This is a genomic window from Streptomyces sp. NPDC001443, from assembly GCF_053597355.1.
The window spans coordinates 16173-34217 of record NZ_JBSFIA010000064.1 but is presented as its reverse complement, the minus strand read 5'-3'; the positions used below and the strand labels follow the sequence as shown (position 1 = coordinate 34217).

Annotated in this window: 18 protein-coding genes; 16 read left to right on the top strand and 2 right to left on the bottom strand. The window is 72.1% G+C overall.

Going from position 1 to position 18045, the window contains the following annotated elements; translation table 11 throughout:
• The first annotated feature begins 130 nt into the window (after positions 1–130).
• Complete coding sequence (locus ACWC24_RS39265) at positions 131–1000, top strand: PRD domain-containing protein (RefSeq protein WP_450667700.1); 870 nt, start codon at positions 131–133, stop codon at positions 998–1000.
• 93 nt (positions 1001–1093) lie between these two features.
• Here ACWC24_RS39265 and ACWC24_RS39260 read toward each other — a convergent pair whose 3' ends face one another.
• On the bottom strand, positions 1094–2053 hold the full coding sequence (locus ACWC24_RS39260; RefSeq protein WP_450667699.1) for a D-2-hydroxyacid dehydrogenase family protein: 960 nt from the start codon (positions 2051–2053) through the stop codon (positions 1094–1096).
• Positions 2054–2182: 129 nt separating this feature from the next.
• Positions 2183–3226 (bottom strand): glycoside hydrolase family 25 protein, encoded by a 1044-nt coding sequence (locus ACWC24_RS39255; protein WP_450667698.1) that lies wholly within the window; start codon positions 3224–3226, stop codon positions 2183–2185.
• A 310-nt stretch (positions 3227–3536) separates the two neighbouring features.
• Here ACWC24_RS39255 and ACWC24_RS39250 point away from each other — a divergent pair, with 310 nt between their 5' ends.
• The 15 genes from ACWC24_RS39250 to ACWC24_RS39180 all read left to right on the top strand — a co-directional run bounded on the left by ACWC24_RS39250 (position 3537) and on the right by ACWC24_RS39180 (position 18044).
• The gene (locus ACWC24_RS39250) at positions 3537–4304 is read left to right on the top strand and encodes a LuxR C-terminal-related transcriptional regulator (protein ID WP_450667697.1); all 768 of its coding nucleotides are present in this window, start codon (positions 3537–3539) and stop codon (positions 4302–4304) included.
• A gap of 270 nt (positions 4305–4574) precedes the next feature.
• Positions 4575–4850, top strand: coding sequence for a hypothetical protein (locus ACWC24_RS39245; protein WP_450667696.1), 276 nt, complete (start codon positions 4575–4577; stop codon positions 4848–4850).
• 49 nt (positions 4851–4899) lie between these two features.
• The gene (locus ACWC24_RS39240) at positions 4900–6843 is read left to right on the top strand and encodes a phage tail sheath family protein (protein WP_450667695.1); all 1944 of its coding nucleotides are present in this window, start codon (positions 4900–4902) and stop codon (positions 6841–6843) included.
• 32 nt (positions 6844–6875) lie between these two features.
• Complete coding sequence (locus ACWC24_RS39235) at positions 6876–7376, top strand: phage tail protein (protein ID WP_393659528.1); 501 nt, start codon at positions 6876–6878, stop codon at positions 7374–7376.
• Between the two features lie 10 nt (positions 7377–7386).
• Complete coding sequence (locus ACWC24_RS39230; protein ID WP_450667694.1) at positions 7387–8247, top strand: T4 family baseplate hub assembly chaperone; 861 nt, start codon at positions 7387–7389, stop codon at positions 8245–8247.
• Complete coding sequence (locus ACWC24_RS39225; protein ID WP_450667693.1) at positions 8237–9526, top strand: hypothetical protein; 1290 nt, start codon at positions 8237–8239, stop codon at positions 9524–9526. Before ACWC24_RS39230 ends, ACWC24_RS39225 begins: the two co-directional genes overlap by 11 nt.
• Positions 9523–10362, top strand: a complete 840-nt coding sequence (locus ACWC24_RS39220) for a DUF4255 domain-containing protein (RefSeq protein WP_450667692.1) — start codon at positions 9523–9525, stop codon at positions 10360–10362. The genes ACWC24_RS39225 and ACWC24_RS39220 overlap by 4 nt, the downstream gene beginning before the upstream one ends.
• The gene (locus tag ACWC24_RS39215) at positions 10359–12494 is read left to right on the top strand and encodes an ATP-binding protein (protein ID WP_450667691.1); all 2136 of its coding nucleotides are present in this window, start codon (positions 10359–10361) and stop codon (positions 12492–12494) included. The genes ACWC24_RS39220 and ACWC24_RS39215 overlap by 4 nt, the downstream gene beginning before the upstream one ends.
• Positions 12495–12549: 55 nt before the next feature.
• Positions 12550–13269, top strand: a complete 720-nt coding sequence (locus ACWC24_RS39210; protein WP_450667690.1) for a hypothetical protein — start codon at positions 12550–12552, stop codon at positions 13267–13269.
• A 6-nt stretch (positions 13270–13275) separates the two neighbouring features.
• Positions 13276–13836, top strand: coding sequence for a hypothetical protein (locus ACWC24_RS39205; RefSeq protein WP_450667689.1), 561 nt, complete (start codon positions 13276–13278; stop codon positions 13834–13836).
• 11 nt (positions 13837–13847) lie between these two features.
• A complete protein-coding gene (locus tag ACWC24_RS39200; protein WP_450667688.1) occupies positions 13848–14945 on the top strand; it encodes a phage late control D family protein in 1098 nt (365 codons plus the stop codon).
• The gene (locus ACWC24_RS39195; RefSeq protein ID WP_450667687.1) at positions 14942–15589 is read left to right on the top strand and encodes a phage baseplate assembly protein V; all 648 of its coding nucleotides are present in this window, start codon (positions 14942–14944) and stop codon (positions 15587–15589) included. Before ACWC24_RS39200 ends, ACWC24_RS39195 begins: the two co-directional genes overlap by 4 nt.
• 3 nt (positions 15590–15592) lie before the next feature.
• Positions 15593–16099, top strand: a complete 507-nt coding sequence (locus ACWC24_RS39190; RefSeq protein ID WP_450667686.1) for a hypothetical protein — start codon at positions 15593–15595, stop codon at positions 16097–16099.
• A 12-nt stretch (positions 16100–16111) separates the two neighbouring features.
• Complete coding sequence (locus ACWC24_RS39185) at positions 16112–16471, top strand: GPW/gp25 family protein (RefSeq protein WP_450667685.1); 360 nt, start codon at positions 16112–16114, stop codon at positions 16469–16471.
• Positions 16472–16481: 10 nt separating this feature from the next.
• Complete coding sequence (locus ACWC24_RS39180) at positions 16482–18044, top strand: baseplate J/gp47 family protein (RefSeq protein ID WP_450667684.1); 1563 nt, start codon at positions 16482–16484, stop codon at positions 18042–18044.
• Position 18045 lies beyond the last annotated feature (1 nt).

Here is an 18045-nt window from a genome sequence, read left to right as displayed (position 1 = left end):
CGGGGGGGGCCCGGGCGGGTTCCCCCCCCCCCCCCCCCCCCGGGCCCCCCCCCCCCCCCCTCTGGTGGCGCCGCCCCCGCGCCGCGTCGGTTCGGGAGAGGATGGAGACGGACAGAAGGGAGGGCCTGCGGTGAAGGCTCTGCGTGTCCTCAACAACAACGTGGTCCTCGCGAGCGACGAGAAGGGCCGGCCGGTCATCCTCACCGGGCGCGGCATCGGCTTCAGCTCCCACCAGGGCAAGCCCGTCGACTCCGCGCTGATCGAACGCGTCTTCGTCCCCACCGACAGCCCCGACCACGATTCCGGTCACGACCCCGAATGTCTCGGCGAGGCCCTCGCCCTCATCAGCGAGGAGGTCCTCCAGGCCGTCGTGAGCGCCCTCGAAGAAGCCGGCATCGAGGGGCGCGAGTCCACTCGCCCCACCCTCGCCATCGCCGTCGCCGACCACGTCGCCGGAGCGCTGGAACGGGCCAGGGAAGGTACCGTCATCGAGTACCCGCTGCGCGCCGAGGTCCAGACCCTGTACGCCACCGAGTACGCCCAGGCACAGCGCCTGCTGCGGGCCATCAACAAGCGTGTCGAGCCGGAACTGGGCGCCTCCGAGGCGATCGCGCTCGCGCTGCACCTGGTCAACGCGGGGTTCGTCTCGGGCGACCTGTCGTTCACGTACACGATGACCGGGGTCATCCAGCAGATGCTCGCCGTCCTGCGGGAGCGGTACGGGCTGGACGTCTCCCACGAGTCGATGAACGTGGCGCGGTTCGTCACCCACGTGCGCTACCTCTTCGTACGGATCCAGCAGCGTCAGCAGCTGACGGGCCAGGAGTCCACGATCGGCAGGGGCATCCGCCAGTACTACCCGGAGGCGACGCACACCGCGGAGCAACTGGCGACGATCGTCGAACTGCGGCTGGGGCGGCGGTTGAGCGAGGACGAGGTCTCCTACCTGGCACTCCACGTGGCCCGCATGACCATGGAGGCCGACAGCTCCGCCGCGTGAGCCGCGCCCCGGAGCGAGACCGGCCGCGTCCCGTGCCCCGGCGGGCGGGTGGCCCGCCGGGACGGTCCGGCCGCCGCAGCTCACCTCGGCACCTCAGCCGAGGACCCGGACCGGGACGTCGTCGAGGTAGGCCCGGATGTTCTCCACGGCCTGGCCGTAGTAGCGCTCGTAGTTGGCGCGGGACACGTACCCCAGGTGCGGGGTGGCGAGCAGGCGCGGCGCGGTGCGCATCGGGTGGTCGGCGGGCAGCGGTTCCACGTCGAAGACGTCGACGCCCGCGCCCGCGATACGGCCCTCGCGCAGCGCGGCGAGCAGTGCGTCCTGGTCGACGATGGCGGCCCGAGAGGTGTTGACCAGATAGGCGGTCGGCCGGAGCAGGGCGAGTTCGGCGGCCCCGAGCAGGCCCCGGGTGCGGTCGCCCAGCGCGAGGTGCACGGACACGAAGTCGCTGCTCGCGAGGAGTGCCTCCTTGGAGGGGGCGAGACGTACGCCGACCTCTTCGGCGCGCTCCGCGGTGAGGTGTTGACTCCAGGCGATGACGTCCATGCCGAAGGCGAGCCCCACCTGGGCCACCCGGCTGCCGATCTTTCCCAGGCCGAGCAGCCCGAGGGTGCGGCCGGCCAGGTCGGCCCCGACGGCGGACTGCCAGGGGCCGCCCTCGCGCAGGGCGTTGCTCTCCTGGACGATGCCGCGGGCGAGACCGAGGAGCAGGGCCCAGGTGAGTTCGAGCGGCGGGGTGGAGGAGCTCTCGGTGCCGCACACGGTGACGTCGTTGGCCTTCGCCGCCGCGTAGTCGATCACCGAGTTGCGCATGCCGGAGGCGATCAGCAGCTTCAGGCGGGGCAGGCGGTCGAGCAGGGTGGCCGGAAACGGCACTCGCTCGCGCAGGGTGACCACGCAGTCGAAGTCGGCGAGGGCCGCGGCGAGGCCGTCCTCGTCGGCGAAGTGCTCCGTGAAGGAGACGACTTCCACGCGGTCGCCCAGCGCCGTCCAGTCGGCGTACGCGGTCGCCACGTGCTGGAAGTCGTCGAGTACGGCGCAACGGAACGGCATGTCGTTCCTCCCAGGGATTCTCGCGGTCGGGACAGGGCCGGGCACCCGGTCCGGGGTCACCCGGCAGCACGATCCTGCCCTGTTCGATCAAGACCGCGACGACGAGGTCACCCTTGCGCGCGCCTTGCCTCAGGAAGTGGTGTCGAGGTGGATGACGACCTTGCCCACGGCCGTCTCGATCGCCGTGGTGATGGAGGCGACGAGCGCGGCGGGGTCGATGGTCCTGTCGAACGTCGCGATGGCGGCGGCGAGTTGGGTGATGGTAGCGCTCTGGGCCGCCTCCGTCGCCTGCACGAGGCGCAGCCGGGCGTTGGTGTCCCTGACGTAGGACTGAAGGGCCCAGTAGGGATTGGTCTTCACATCCGGGGCGTCGGCGGGAGCCGGGATCACGCCGTCGATGGTCAGGACGGCCTTCGCGGCGGCGGTCGCGACCGCCTTGACGTCCGCCGTCTCCAGCACACCGCCGCCGGCGATGAGCTTGGCGACCACCGCGCCCGCGACCTTGTCGATGTCGTCCGTGCTGAGTGCCATGTCTTCGGTTTCCTCTCCGGCGGCCCAGGCGCGCAGCGCCGACCCGCTCAGGTAGCAGATGGATCGGTCGAGGGGTGTCGAGGTGAACTGCCAGAACAGCGGGGACCTGCCGGACGGGCCGGGCCTCGGGTGCGCCTCGGCCTGTGCGTAGGTCGCCGCACCCGACCAGGGATAGGCGGGGTACCACAGCGGGACGGTGGCCGGTGCGTGGCCGGCCGCCAGGTCGCTCGCCGACGTGTACAGGCCGACCCGCTGGTGGGGGAACGCGGCCTGCACCTTCGCGATCCAGGCCGTGGCGTAGGCCTTGATCCCGGCGGCGGTGACGCCCGCGTAGTTGGCGCCGTCCGACCGGCGTTCCAGGTCCAGCCAGTGCACGAAACCCGGGCCCGCGTGCGGTTTCACGGCGGCGATGTAGTTGGCCGCCTCGGTGCCCGCGTTCTGGTTGGGCCAGCCGAAGTGATAGGCGCCGGGGACGAGCCCGGCCCCGGCGATGCCCGTGATGTGCAGGGCGAAGTGGGCGTCCCGGGTGTGCTCGCCCTCACTGGCCTTGGCGAAGGCGAAGACGACGCCCTCCGCCTTGCGGGCGCTCCACTGCTGGGCTCCCTGGTACACCGACAGATCGATTCCCCGACATGTGGTCATGTCGGCTGCCCCCTTCTTCTTGCCGAACAAGCGCTGACGGTGCGGGCGTTCCCGTCCGTGGCGGCCGGGACGGGCCCGCAGCGGCCAGGGTGAACAGGCCGCAGGCGGCTGTCACGCGGCTTTCCGCTCAGCGGACCACGTGGGGCGCGGAGTTCCGGGTGAACGGTCCGGTGACCGGACCGGACCGTGACAGCCGGGTCCCCGCGGAGCAGCCTGGTGGGCCAACAGGCGCCGGGCGAGTGGATCCAGATCGCCGCGGCGAGCGCCACCACACATCGGGGGATGTAGTCGTATGGGCCCTACGGATCACGTGGACGACAGAGCGAACAGCGGGACGACCATGACGCAGGTGATCCGGGTGGCCGTGATCTCACCGGTCCGGATCCATCTCCAGGGCCTCGCGCACCTCCTGGAGACCGAGGAGGACGTCCGGCTGGTGGGGACGGCGCCCGGGGTGGGCGCCGCGGACGCGCTGCTCACGGCGGCGGACATCGACGTGGTGCTGTTCGACATGACGGGGGAGATGGCCGGCGAGCCGGGACTGGACGAGCTGCACCGGCTGGCCGAGCGCACCGCAGTGCCGTGTGTCGTCCTGGGCATCCCCGACCGGCCCGACGACGTGGTGGCGTGTGCGGAGGCGGGCATCGCCGGATACGTCACCAACGAGAACTCCTTCACGGACCTGGTCGACACGCTGCGGTCCGCCACCCGCGGCGAGTTCAGCTGCCAGGCCGGTGTCGCCGCGGGACTGGTGGGACGACTGGCCGCGCTGGCCAGGGTGCACCGGGGAGCCCGGGCGCCCAAGCTCACCTCCCGCGAACTGCAGATCGTGGCGCTGATCGAGTCCGGGCACGCCAACAAGGAGATCGCACGGCTGCTGCACATCCAGCTGACCACCGTGAAGAACCATGTGCACAACGTCCTCGAGAAGCTGGGCGTCGACAGCCGCGCCGAAGTGGCGGCCGCGGTCCGCGGCTTCCGGCTGACGCTGCCCGCGCCACCCGGGTCCCGCACCGGCGCCCATCCGGACCGTTCGGACCCGTTCGCCTTCGCGAGGGTGCCGGCGCAGTCGCCCTGATGCCCGCCGAAGCGGTTCGGCGCGCAGTGTCCCTGAGGCCCTGAGCGGTTCGGTACGGGATCCGGATCCCGTACCGGTCCCTTTCCGGACCCGGGGGATTCATGCCGGGGGCCGTGCCCCTCCCCAGACTGTTCCCACCGGAGGCGGCGCGGTCGGAGCACCCGCCGGACGCGGACCGCTCGGCGGAGCCGCGAAGCCGGAGGACCGAGGACCGCGGAGCACGGGGACCGAGGACCGTCCGCTCGGCGGCGGTCCCGGGAGGAGGAGCACATGACCGTACGGATCAGAAGTCTGCTCGCATCGGGTCCGATCATGGTCCCGCTCAACAGCGGACGCAGCGTCCGGCTGTCGCCCGGGCGGTGGTCGGGGGAGCTGCGCGACGCCGAGGTGGCGGACAACGCCGGCTTCGACAAGCTCCGCCGACGCGGTGACATCGAGGTGGCAGAGACCGGCGAGGGGCCCGCCGAGGCCCCCGGCGCCGCGGAGGGGAGCGGGAGCGAGGGCAGGGCCCAGCGCCCCCGGAAACGTACCGACCCCGCCGGATGACGGCGCGCACCCCAGGCTTCGCATCGCAGAAATCGCAGAGGAGACGACCATGCCGACCCTGAGTTATCCGGGCGTCTACGTGCAGGAGACGGCCGGCGGAGTACGGCCGCTGGACGCCGCCGGCACCTCGACGGCCGCGTTCGTCGGGCTGAGCGAGACGGGTCCGGACACCGGCGCCGGCCTGGTCTCCAACTGGACGGAATTCCAGCGCGTCTACGGCGCGTTCATCGCGGACAGCTACCTCGCGCACGGCGTGTTCCAGTACTTCGGCAACGGCGGCCGGCAGTGCTACGTCGTACGGGTCACCCGCCCGGACGCCACCGTCGCCGGCGTCACCGTCGCCAACCGGGCGCCCGCCCCGGCCGCGGGAGTGACCTTCACGGCGAAGAACAAGGGCGAGTGGGGCAACACGCTGCTGCTCCAGATCGAGGACGCCACACTCGACCCGGGCAACCTCTTCAAGCTGACGGTCCGGCGGCAGACCGATCCCGCCGTGGTGCCCGACAGCCCGCAGGACCTGCCCCCGCTCGAAGTGTTCGACAACCTCAGCATCGACCCCGCCTCGGACGCCTACGTCACCGACGTCGTCGGACAGGCGTCCGGGCTGATCGATGTCGAGGTGCTGTCCACCAACGACGGCACCCAGCGCGGGCTCCACCGCGGTGGCCCGGGTCCCATCCTGCCCCTGGCCACCGACCTGAGCTTCCGGATCTCCCTGGACGGCGACGGCTTCCAGACGGTCACGCTGGCCACGGCGGCGGGCACGGCCACGGCGCTCGCCGACGTGGCGAGCGCCGTCGAGACCGCGGTGCACGCCCTGGTCAAGCGGAAGGCGTCGACCGACCCGGTGGCGTTCTCCGCGTTCTCCTGCACCGTGGAGACCGCGGGCGGGCAGTCCCGGCTCCTGCTCCAGTCCGGGACGAAGTCGGCGACCTCTTCGGTCCGGGTGCAGCCCGCGGCGGCGCACGACGCCAGCGCGCTGCTCAAGCTGGGGGAGGCCGCCGGCGGTCGCTCCGAGGACGGTACGGCGCTGCGGCGGCCCGCGGCCGTCCAGCTGCTCCAGGTCGGCGACTCGGGGATCGTCGCGCCCGTCACGGCGGCCACCCGCGGCTCCGACGGTGTGGCGGCGCTCACCGAGGCGTCGTTCGCGGGGGCCTTCGCCCGGCTGGACCACATCACGGACTTCAGCCTGCTGGCCGTGCCGGGGGAGAGCAGCCCCGCGATGGCGGACCTGGGGATGGCCTACTGCGCGAACCGGCCGCTCCAGGACGTCTTCTACATCGCCGAGACCGGCCGGGGCGACGACAGCGTCGCCGACGCGACCGCCTTCCGCAACAAGCTCACCACGTCGAACTCCTACGGAGCCCTGTACTTCCCCTGGGTCAGGTCACCCGACCCCACCGGCCGCTCGGGCGACCCGGTCCTGCTGCCGCCCTCGGGCTGCGTGGCCGGCCTGTACGCCCGCATCGACGCCTCGCGCGGGGTGTGGAAGGCACCGGCCGGCACCGAGGCAGGGCTGAACGGGGTCGTCGGCCTCGGCGCGGAGCTCAGCGACATCGACCAGGGCAGCCTCAACCCCAGGGGCATCGACGTCATCCGCCGCTTCCCGGGGGTCGGCGTGGTGGCCTTCGGCGCCCGCACCGTCACCGCGGACCCGCAGTGGCGGTACATCCCGGTCCGCCGCACCGCGATCATGCTGCGGGTCAGTATCTACAACGGCATCCAGTGGGCCGTGTTCGAACCGAACGACGAGCCACTGTGGGCCCAACTGCGGCTGTCCATCGGCTCCTTCATGACGACGCTGTTCCGCAGGGGAGCGTTCCAGGGCGCCACGCCCGCCCAGGCCTTCTTCGTCAAGTGCGACGCGGAGACGACCACACAGGCCGACGTCGACGCCGGGGTGGTCAACGTCCTCGTGGGCTTCGCGCCGCTGAAGCCCGCCGAGTTCGTCGTCGTGAAGATCAGCCAGCAGGCCGGCCTCGCGTCCGGCTGACGGCGGACGAACTACGACAAGGAGCAGGGCCGATGCCCAAGTTCACCGTGAACAGCACCCGGTTCGACCCGTACCTGGGATTCAGGTTCAAGATCAAGATCGATGGTCAGTACGTGGCCGGTCTCAACAAGTGCAGCCCGCTGAAGCGGACCACGGAGGTCACCTCCTGGTACGAGGGCGGCGACGCCAGCGGACCGCACCAGATACCGGGCAAGACCCAGCACGCCCAGATCACGCTGGAGGCCGGTGTCACCCACGACACCACCTTCGAGGACTGGGCGAACAAGGTGAACAACTTCCAGGGTGACGCGGCGATGTCCCTGGCCACCTTCCGCAAGGACATCGCGATCGAGGTCTACAACCTCGGCGGCCAGAAGGTGCTGGCGTACAACGTCTACCGCTGCTGGGTCTCCGAGTACCAGGCGCTGCCCGAGCTCGACGCGGGCGGCAACGCCGTGATGATCAGCTCGATCCGGCTGGAGAACGAAGGCTGGGCCCGGGACACCTCGGTGACCGAGCTCAAGGAGACCTGAGGGGTTCCCCATGGGTGTGCTTCCCGGCGGTTACTGGGACACGGCCGGACGGCTGCACCGCGAGTTCGAACTGGCGACGCTGACCGGCCGCGAGGAGGAACTGCTCGCCGACGCCCGCTCGCCGCGTCCGGCGGCGCTGGTGACCGAGGTGCTCAGCCGCTGTCTGGCCCGGCTCGGCGACATCAGTCCCGTACCGCCGGAAGTGGTCCGGCAGTTGCTGGTGGCCGACCGCCAGTACCTGCTGCTGCGGCTGCGCAGGGCCACCTTCGGCGACCGGGTCGGTGCGAACCTGATCTGTCCGTGGCCCGACTGCGGCCGGCGCGTGTCGATCCAGTTCTCCGTCGACAGCGTGCCGGTCGAGGAGGCACGGGACCGGGCACCGACCCACACGACGACCACGTCCGACGGGACCGAGATCGTCTTCAGGCTGCCCACGGGCGCCGACCAGGAGGAACTCTCGGACCACCTGGCCGTCAACGAGGCCGGGACACTGACCGCGCTGCTGGCCCGGTGCGTCCTGCGCATCGGCCCGCAGGACGGCCCGCCGGACCACGAGACGGTGGCCGCGCTGCCGGCGGCCGTCCGGGCCGAGATCGAGCAGGCCATGCGCGAGCGGGCGCCCTCGGTCGAACAGACCTTGGAGGCCGAGTGCGCCGAATGCGGCCGGTCCTTCCTCGCCCCCTTCGACGTCCACCGCTTCTTCTTCGGCGAACTGCGCACCGACGCCGCCGCGCTGTACCAGGAAGTCCACTACCTGGCCTACCACTACCACTGGAGCGAGACCGAGATCATGGCCATGACCCGCGGCAAACGGCACACGTACATCGACGTGCTCGCCGACGCGATCGAGGTGCTGAACAGTGGCACCTGACGACCACGTGTACGCGGTGCTGGCCGACGGGGCCCGCCCCTACCTCCACCGCGCCGGAGTGCGCTCCCTGCTCGGCGTGCCCGAGGACACGGGCGTCGCGGTGAGCTTCGCACCGGCCGTGCGCGGGCGTTCCTTCCGCTACGTGCACGAGCGCCAGGCCGACCCGGCAGCCCCCTCCGGCTGGGACGATGTCCTGGCGGAACCCCGGACCGCGCTCGGCCTGTCCGCCCCCCGGGTGGATCGGGTGGATCGGGTGGATCGGGTGGATCGGGTGGATCGGGTGGATCGGGTGGATCCGGCCCCGGCGACGGCCGACACCGTCGCACCGGCACACATCGCCGCCATGGCGCGGGAGCGGCGGCCCGCGGCGGGAGAGGGAACGCCCGAGGGCAGGGCCGAGGCCCCGTCCCGCGATCCGGAACCGGACATCGCGAACACGGCCGTCGGCACGGAGCCGACGACGACCCTGCCCCCCGTGCCCGGCCCACCCGTCGTCACCGAACTCGTCATACCCGGCGGCCCTCCGCGGCCTGCCGCCGCCGGAACCCGGCCCCTGACCCCGGCGACCGGGACCCGGCCGAGCGCACCGAGACCGGCGCCTCAGGAGGACGCGACGACAGCCGTCTCCCGGCCCGAAGCGGTTCCCGCCCCGACCGTTGCCGCGCTCCCCGCCGCGCCGAACGGCAGCCACCGAACGGCACCGGCCGCGCCCGGCGGTCCAGCGACGGCACCGGTCGCCGCCAGCCGTGCCACGACGGCGCCGACACCCCGAACGACCACCGAAAGGTTCGTACCCGACGGGGACTCGAGCCCTCACGTCCCCGACGGAGAGCCGCGGAACGAACCGGCACGGCCGGCCCGGAGCGAGCCGCCGCGCGGTCCTCACGACGAGCACTCGACCGCCCCCCGACCCGGTCCCGCGGTGCGCGTCCCCTCCCGCGCGCCGCGGGCCCGGCGACCGGTGGCGGGCGCGACACCGACCGGTGCGGCGCCCCGACCGGACGCCGCCGACGACCCGTTCACCGCGGGGACCGGTCCCGCCCGCCACCACCCGTCCCGGCCGTACCGCAAGGCCGGTCCGCCCGCCTCCGCGACCGCTCAGGGGCAGCCCGCCGAACCCGCCCCCGCCGCCCCGGCGATCCCGCAGACCCCGGCGCCCACCGCCGTCCCGGCCGAGCCGCAGGTGCTGGTCGTCCGGGCCCCGGCCGCGCCGACCGGCGAGGCCGCCTTCTGGGAGCGCCGTCACCTGGGCCGTCTGCTGAACGGGACGGTGCGATGAGTGCCTCCACCGCCCTCGGCATGGTCAGCGCCTCGCTGCGCAACCTCCTGCTCGGCGAGATGCGGCTCGGCCCGGCGCCCGACGTCACCGTCCTCGCGCCCGACGAGCAGAGCAGCACCCGCCGGATCAACCTCTTCCTCTACAAGGTGGCCGAGAACCCGTTCCTGAAGAACCAGGACTTCACCGTCCGGCCCGGCACCCCCAACGAACTCGTGCCCGCGCCCCTGTCGCTCACCCTGTCCTACCTGCTCACCTCCTACGCGCCCAACGACCCGCAGGAGGGCAACGCGGCGGCGCACCAGCTGCTGGGCGAGGCGATGCGGGTGCTCTACGAGAACGCCGTCGTCCCATCGGTCTATCTGGACCCGGGACTCGCCGACGCCCGCGAGCGGCTCCAGATCGCGGGCGACACCCTGGACCCGGAGGAACTGAGCCGGATCTGGACGACGTTCTCCCAGCCGTTCCGGCTGTCCGTGCTCTACCAGGTGTCCACCGTGCAGCTCGACCGGCTGCCGGCCGCCCGGCGGCCCCTGGCCAACCGGGTGCGACAGGTGGGCGTACCGGAGATCGGGGCGCCGCTCGATCCGCCCGAGGTCACCGCCATGACCCCGGCTGCGGGTCCCGCCGGCGGCACGCTCACCTTCACCGGCGTGCATCTGGGTCGCTGGCGCGGCAGGGTGCTGGTCGGCGACCGGCCGGTCCTGGCGGGCGGGCAGCTCACCGGCGACACCTTCACCGCCACGGTCCCCGGCGACCTGCTGCCCGGCTTCTACGAGGTGCGGGTGGACATCGCCCGCCTGTACCGGCGCACCTTCCTCTACGAGGTCACGCCATGACCGCCTACCAGGACACCCACGAGCACCTCACGGACGAACTGCGCCGCCTCGACCTGCTGATCGCGCTTCGGCTGCGGACGGCCGATCTGCAGAACGAGGCCTACCCGCAGGCGCAGTTGGACCGGACCGTCTACATCACCCGGCAGGAGGTCGACCGGCTGCTCACCGAGGGCCACGACACCACGGCCGACGGGGGCACGGCGGCGAACGCCCTCGCCCTGAAGCTGCTGTCCACCGAGATCGACGCCAGGGTCGTCGACAGCGCCCGCGCGGGCGCGGAGCCGCCCCTGTCCGTCCTCGGCCGGATCTTCGGCCTGTCACCCATGGAGCGCGCCGCCGTGGTCGTGTGCCTGGCACCCGAACTGCGCCGCAAGTACGACCGGTTGTACGCCTACCTCCAGGACGACATCACGCGCCGCAGGCCCAGCGTCGACCTGGTCCTCGATCTGCTGTGCGCGAGCGAGCGGGAGCGCTGGATCCGCAGCGGCGCCTTCTCGGCCGGCGCGCCGTTGATGCGGTACGGCATCCTGCACACCGTCGACGACCCGCACAGCCCGTCCGGCTCCTCCGGCCTGGCCAGGTTCCTGGCGCTGGACCCGCGGATCCGGCAGTACCTGCTGGGCCTCGACGAGCCGGACGCCAGGCTGTCGGGCCACATGACGGTGCGCCGTCCCGGCGATCCGGCGGGCGACGAACCGGACCCCGCGCTCGCCGACCGGCTGCTGCGGCTGGCCGCCCACCATCTGCGCCCGGGCCGTCCGCCCCTGGTCTGCCAGTTGTACGGCCCCGACGACGGCGCCCGGTCCGACCTGGTCCGGCACACGAGCGGCCGGCTCGGCCTGCCGCTGGTCAGCGTCGACCTCGGATCCCTGACCGGCCCCGACGGTGCGTTCCTGCTCCGACTTGCCTTCCGTGAAGGCCTGTTGCAGGGCGCGGTCATGCATCTGGACCACACCGAACTGCTCTCGGGGCGGGAACATCGGACGCTGCTCGTGGCGCTCGCCGACACCGTCGCCGACCACGGCCTGCCCGTTTTCCTCACCGGTGCTCGGCAGTGGACGGCCGGACCGGCCGAACCGCCCGTGCACGCGGTCGAGGTGCCGTTGCCCGACCTGCCGCGCAGCACCGCCCTGTGGCGCGGCCACCTCGCCGCGCACACCGACCGAGCCGCGGACTGGGCCGGTGAACTGGCCGGACGGTACCGGCTGCCGGCCTCGCGGATCGCCGCGACCGTCCGCCTCGCCGACGAACGGCGCCTGCTGGAGCCCGCCCCGTCACCACTGACCCTGGCCGACGTCCTGGCGGTCTGCCGCAGCGAGTCGGGGGTGTCGTTCGGCGCGGCGGCCGCCCGGGTGCCCGCCCGGCGCGGCTGGGACGCCCTGGTGCTGCCCGCCGACCGCGTCACCCGGCTCCGCGACATCTGCGACCAGGTCCGCCACCGCCAACGGGTGCTGCACGACTGGGGGTTCGGTGAGCGACTCGGCCAGGGGAGCGGCCTCAGCGTGCTGTTCAGCGGCCCGCCGGGCACCGGGAAGACGATGGCCGCGGAGGTCCTCGCCCATGAGCTCGACCTCGACCTGTACAGGATCGACCTGTCCGGAGTGGTCAGCAAGTACATCGGCGAGACGGAGAAGAACCTCGCGCGGGTTTTCGCGGAGGCGAGCACCGGCAACGCCGTCCTCTTCTTCGACGAGGCCGACGCGCTGTTCGGCAAGCGCACCGAGGTGTCCGACGCGCACGACCGGTACGCCAACATCGAGACGAGCTATCTGCTCCAGCGGATCGAGGAGTACGAGGGCGTCGTCGTCCTCGCCACGAACCTGCGGCAGAACATCGACGACGCCTTCACCCGGCGGATCCGCTTCGTCGTGGAGTTCCCGTTCCCCGACGCGGACGACCGCCTGCGGATCTGGCGGACGCTGCTGCCGCCGGGGGCGCCGCTGGCCGCGGACGTGGATGTGGCCCGCCTCGCCCGGGAGTTGCCCGTGAGCGGCGCGCACATCAGGAACATCGTGCTCCAGGCGGCGTTCCTGGCGGCGGCCGACGGCACAGACATCGGGCGGCCGCATCTCCTGCGGGGGGCCCGCACGGAGTTCGAGAAGATCGGCAAGCTCTGGGCGGGGACGGGCTGATGCCGGACCACACACGACGCGGCGGACCGGTCGCACCGGCCGGAGCGGGGGAGTCATGACCGACGGTTTTCCGAACAAGCCCAGGATCCTGCGGGGCGCCTTCGTGGAGTTCGGGCTGAGCGTGCCGCCACTGGCGGTGGTGTTCCAGTTCAACCCCGTGCAGCTGTCCCGCAATCGCGCGCTGACGTACGCGTTCCCCGGAGTGCCGGGCCCCACGGCGGCAGGCGAGGCGCCCGCCGTCGTACCCCAGCGCACCCTGCGCCAGGTCCGGGGCGAGTTCTCCGATCTGCTGGCGCTCCAGCGGGAGCAGTTGGTGAACGTACAGGACCAGACCATCGCGTTCGACCTGCGGCTGGACGCCACCGACCGGCTCGACGACCGGGACCCGGTGGCCGAGCGGTTCGGCGTCGGGCCGCAGCTCTCCACGCTCGAACTGATGGTGTATCCCAAGGACGAGAGCCTGCTGGGGTCGGCCGCCGGCGCGCTGCTGGGCGAGCCCGACGGCTTCAGCTTCACCCGGAGCCCCAACCCGCCGGTGATCCTGTTCATCTTCGGCCGCAAACGGGTCCTGCCGGTGAACATCACCGCGATGAACATCACCGAGACGGAGTTCAGCGCCGATCTGAACCCGGTGCGGGCCACGGTGTCGGTGAACCTGACCGTCATCGAGGGCGACAGCGTGCCCTATCTGTACTCCAAGGCCATGGTCGAGGCGATGTCGGCGCTCAATGTCGCCGACGCCACCGGCGCCGCCGACGTCGTGGTCCCGGGGTGAGGCGGCGTGTTCGGCAGACTCTCCCGCTACCGGCAGGTGCCCGACATCGCGGTGACCGACGCGCGCGGCCGGGTGGTGGCGGCCAAGGACGTCCGGCCGCTGCCCCGGGTGAGCGGCACCTTCACCCACACCGTCGACAGCGGCGACCGGCTGGACCAACTCGCCTTCTCCTACTACCGGCAGCCGCTGCGGTACTGGCACATCTGCGACGCCAACCCGGAGTTCCTCTCGCCGCTCGACCTGCTCGACGGCGGACCCCTGGTCACCCACCGCTTCCCGCTCACCGCCGCGCCGGACGTACCGCCCTGGGCCCTGCTGATCAGGACGCTGTCCCGGACGGTGGGCGTGGACGAGGTGAGCGTGGTGGACGAGGTGACGTTCGTGCCGCAGCCGGGCGGCGCGGTGGTGCGGCGCACCGACCTGGCGGTCCTGGTGACCCATGCGCGGGCCGGCGTCGAGGCCGAGGCGCTGTCCGAGGTGATCAGGTCCACCGGGTTCGCCGTCGGCCCGCCGGTGGAGCAGGGACGGCTCGGCCGCCCGGTCGTCGTCCCGCCGTCGGTGAGCTGAGGGGGCGGGCCGTGCAGAACGACCACCTGCTGATCGAGATCGACGGCGGCGACGCCTCCGACCTGAAGTCCGACCTGATCGGCGTCGACATCGAACTCGACGACGAACTGGCCGGCATGGTCCGGATGACCGTGGCGCTGCGGCTCGACGCGGACGGCTCGTGGACCCATCTGGACGACCGGCGGTTCGCCCCGTGGCGCAAGGTCACCGTCACCGCCGGGCTGAGGGACGACACGAGGAAGCTGCTGACCGCCCACATCACGCACGTCCGGCCCGAGTTCGGGCCCGGTATGGAGCAGTGCCGACTGGAGGTGTGGGGGATGGACGCGAGTGTGCTGATGGACCGCACGGACGTGGTCAGGGCCTGGCCCAACATGAAGGACAGCGACATCGCCGCCCTGGTCTTCCAACAGGCCGGACTCACCCCGCAGGTCGCCGACACCCCGATCGTGCACCACGAGGAGATCTCCACGATCGTCCAGCGGGAGAGCGACATCCGGTTCCTCAGACGGCTCGCCCTGCGCAACGGCTACGAGTGCTTCGTGGACGGCGGCACCGGCTACTTCCGGCCCCCCGAGCTGGGCGAGCCCGTACAGGACCCGCTCAACGTGCACGCCGGGAGCCGTACGAACGTCAACCGGTTCAGCCTGGAGGTCAACGCTCTGGCCCCGACGGACGTGACCATGTCCGCACTCGACCGCGCCACCGGTGAACCGCTGGACGCCACATCGCGCCCCGGCCACGAACCGGCCCTCGGCGCTCGCCGGCCCGCGGACACCCTGCCCCCGGGCCTGACTCCCGGACAGGTGCGGGTCGCCCGGGCCGTCGCCACCGGCGGCCCCGAGATGGAGGCGCTCTGCCAGGCCCTGCACGACCGCGCGGAGTGGTTCGTCACCGGCGAGGGCGAGGTGGCGGCCAACCGGTACGGCAGTGTGCTCGTGCCCCGCCGCACCGTCGTCGTCAACGGCGTGGGGGAGACCCACAGCGGCACCTACTACGTCACCCATGTCACCCACCGCTTCCGGGAGAACAGCTACAACCAGTACTTCCGGGTCAGGCGCAACGCGCTCGCGGCGGGCGGCCCCGGCCTGCCGGTGGGTGCGCCATGAGCCTGGAACTGGAACGGGTCGTCGCCGACCTCGCGGACCGGGTCGAGCGCCGCCACTACGGCAAGTACCGGGGCGTCGTGTGCGACAACGAGGACCCCTCGCGGCTCGGCCGGCTCAAGGTCGGCGTGCCCAGCGTGCTGGGCCCCGAGGTCGTCACCGGCTGGGCCACCCCCTGCGCGCCCTTCGGCGGCGCCGCCGACCAGGGCTTCCTGTTCGTCCCGTCCGTCGGCGCCGGGGTGTGGGTGGAGTTCGAGGAGGGCGACCTGGAGTTCCCCGTCTGGGTCGGCACCTACTGGACGGCACCGGACGCGGCAAGCCAGGTCCCCAAGCCGCAGGACGACGACGGCACCGAACGCTCCGACGTCCAGAACCCGCCCACCCGGAAGATCATCAAGACCCTCAAGGGACACACCGTCCAGTTCGAGGACGCCGACGGCGCCGAGTCGGTCCTCGTGCGAGAGGGCGGCAAGGGCCATCTCATCGCCCTGACCCAGGACGGCATCAGGATCACCGACGCCACCGGCAACACGATCGAGATGACGGACAGCGCGATGACGCTGCACGCCGCCGTGCCGTTCACGATCGACGCGCCCGGCCAGCCCGTCCGGATCGTCTGCGACAGCATCGACTTCAAGAAGGGCTGAGCCATGGGAAAGCTCCTCGTCGTCAAGGGCGACCCGGTGCGCGGCACCGACCGGCACCACGTCCAGGGCCAGGGACCCAACCCCGCCGCGCCGCCCCCCACCGCCCCCTACGCAGGGATCGGCGACTACGCCTATCGCGGCTCCGTCACCGAGGCGCTCAGCACGTTCGTCACCGTCGAGGGCAGGCCCGTGGCCCTGGTGACCAGCCGCAGCGGACTCGATCCCGGCGAGGACGCGCCCGGCGGCGGACACGCCGGGCCCTCGGGCGGCAACTTCGCGCCGGGACCGGGCACCGTCGCCCTCACCCCCACCCCGGCCACCCTCCAGATCACCGACACGCCCCTGGGCACCGGCGTGCCGAACAGCGCGGCGGGCAGCGCCCTCCTCACGGTCGACGGCACCCGGGTGCTGCTGGACGGCGACGCCGTCGACACGTGCAGCGGCCTCGGCACGCCCGCCGGCTCGACGGTCACCGCGCGCGGCCAGGACTTCGTGACGTGTTCCGGATGAGGGAGGAAGCACATGGCGACGGGATTCGGCTTCCCGTTCGGCGTCGACGCCTCGGGAGCGATCCGGACCGACGGCGAGGACGCGGAACTGCGGGGCAAAGTCCTCCAGTTGCTGTTCACCGCGCCCGGGGAGCGGGTGAACCAGCCCGAGTTCGGCTGCGGGCTGTTCAACCTCGTCTTCGACCCCACGAACACGATCATGGCCGCCGCCGTGGAGTTCTCCGTCAGCGCGGCGCTGACCCGCTGGCTGGGGGACCTGCTGGTGGTCGGCGGAGTGGACGTCCGCTCCGACGCCGAGGCACTGACCGTGGAAGTGGCCTACGTACGACGCAAGGACCTGGCTCCGCAGGCACTGCGGGTCCACTTCAGGTAAAGGCGACGCGATGGTGGAAATAGTGCAGGTCAACGGCCAGCCGGTCATCGACTACACGGCCCGCGACTACGAGAGCCTGCTCCAGGCCATGCGCGAACAGATCCCGCGCAAGCTCTCCCAGTGGACGGACTTCACCGACGAGGCCGACTTCGGGAACGTACTGCTGCAACTGTTCGCGCACATCGGCGACATCCTCAGCTACTACCAGGACCGGGTGGCGAACGAGAGCTTCCTGAGCACCGCGCAGACCCGCCGCAGCGTCATCGACCATCTGCGGCTGATCGGCTACGAACTCGCCACCACGGCACCCGCCGCAGCCCTGCTGACCCTGACCGTGCCGGGATCGGTGGACACGGTCGTCACGGTCGTCAAGGGCGACGCGTTCGCCACCACCAGCCGCAAGGACCGTCCGGGCGTGCGGTTCGAGTACACCGGGGACTCGCCCCTGACCATCGACTTCGGCGCGCTGACGGCCGATCCGCGGACCGGCCGCAAGACGTTCACCGGGGTCCCCGTGCAGGAGGGGCGGCTGATCGCGGACGAGCTGCTCGGCATCTCGGACGGCACCCCCGACCAGCGGTTCCCGCTGGTCCATCCGCACGCCGTGCTCAGCCGGCCGACAGCGGTCCGGCCCGCCGGCGACGACGTCCTGCTGCTGACGCAACTGTCCGGGACCGTCGACGAGTGGACCCGCCGGGAGAGCCTCGCCTTCAGCCAGGCCGGCCGGCACGACTACGTCATCGAGGTCGACGAGAACGACCGGGCCACCGTCGTCTTCGGCGACGGCGCCTTCGGCGCGGTGCCCCGCCAGGGAGCGCGGATCACCGCGACCTACCGGGTCGGCGGCGGAACGGCCGGCAACGTACCCGCCGACGCGGTCACCACCATCGCCGACGCACCCCAACTCGCCCTGCTGGGCGCCCGGGTCACCAACCCGCTCCCCGCCACCGGCGGCGCCGGACGCGAGGACACCACGCACGCCGTACGGCAGGCCCCGGCGGTGTTCCGCTCCCTGCGCCGCGCGGTGACCGCCCCCGACTTCGAGGCACTCGCCCTCAGTTGCAAGGGCGTCGGCAAGGTACGCGCCGCCGCCACGGGCTGGAACGAGATCACCCTCTATGTGGCGCCCGAGGGCGGCGGCAAGGTCAGCGACGTCCTGGCGGCGGATCTCACCGCCTACTTCGAGGACAAACGGATGCTCAGCCAGATCGTCGAGATCGCCGACGTCGACTACGTACCCGTCTTCGTCACCGCCGAGATCGCGGTGCAGAGCTTCTACACCCCCGCCGACGTCGTCGCCGCGGTGCAGCGGGCGGCGGCCGACCTGCTCGCCTTCGACCGCGTCGACTTCCACCAGAGCGTGTACCTCAGCCGCTTCTACGAGGACAGCCAGAGCGTGCCGGGCGTCGTCTTCGTCAACATCACCGAGTTCCGCCGCGGCGACCGGCCGCTCCCCGCCGTCGAACCCCACGGCACGATCACCCTCGGCCCCAACGAGGTGCCGGTCGTGCCCACCGACACCGACTACGCGAGCGGCCTGAAGGTCGTACTGATCGAACAGGCCGGGGGCTGAC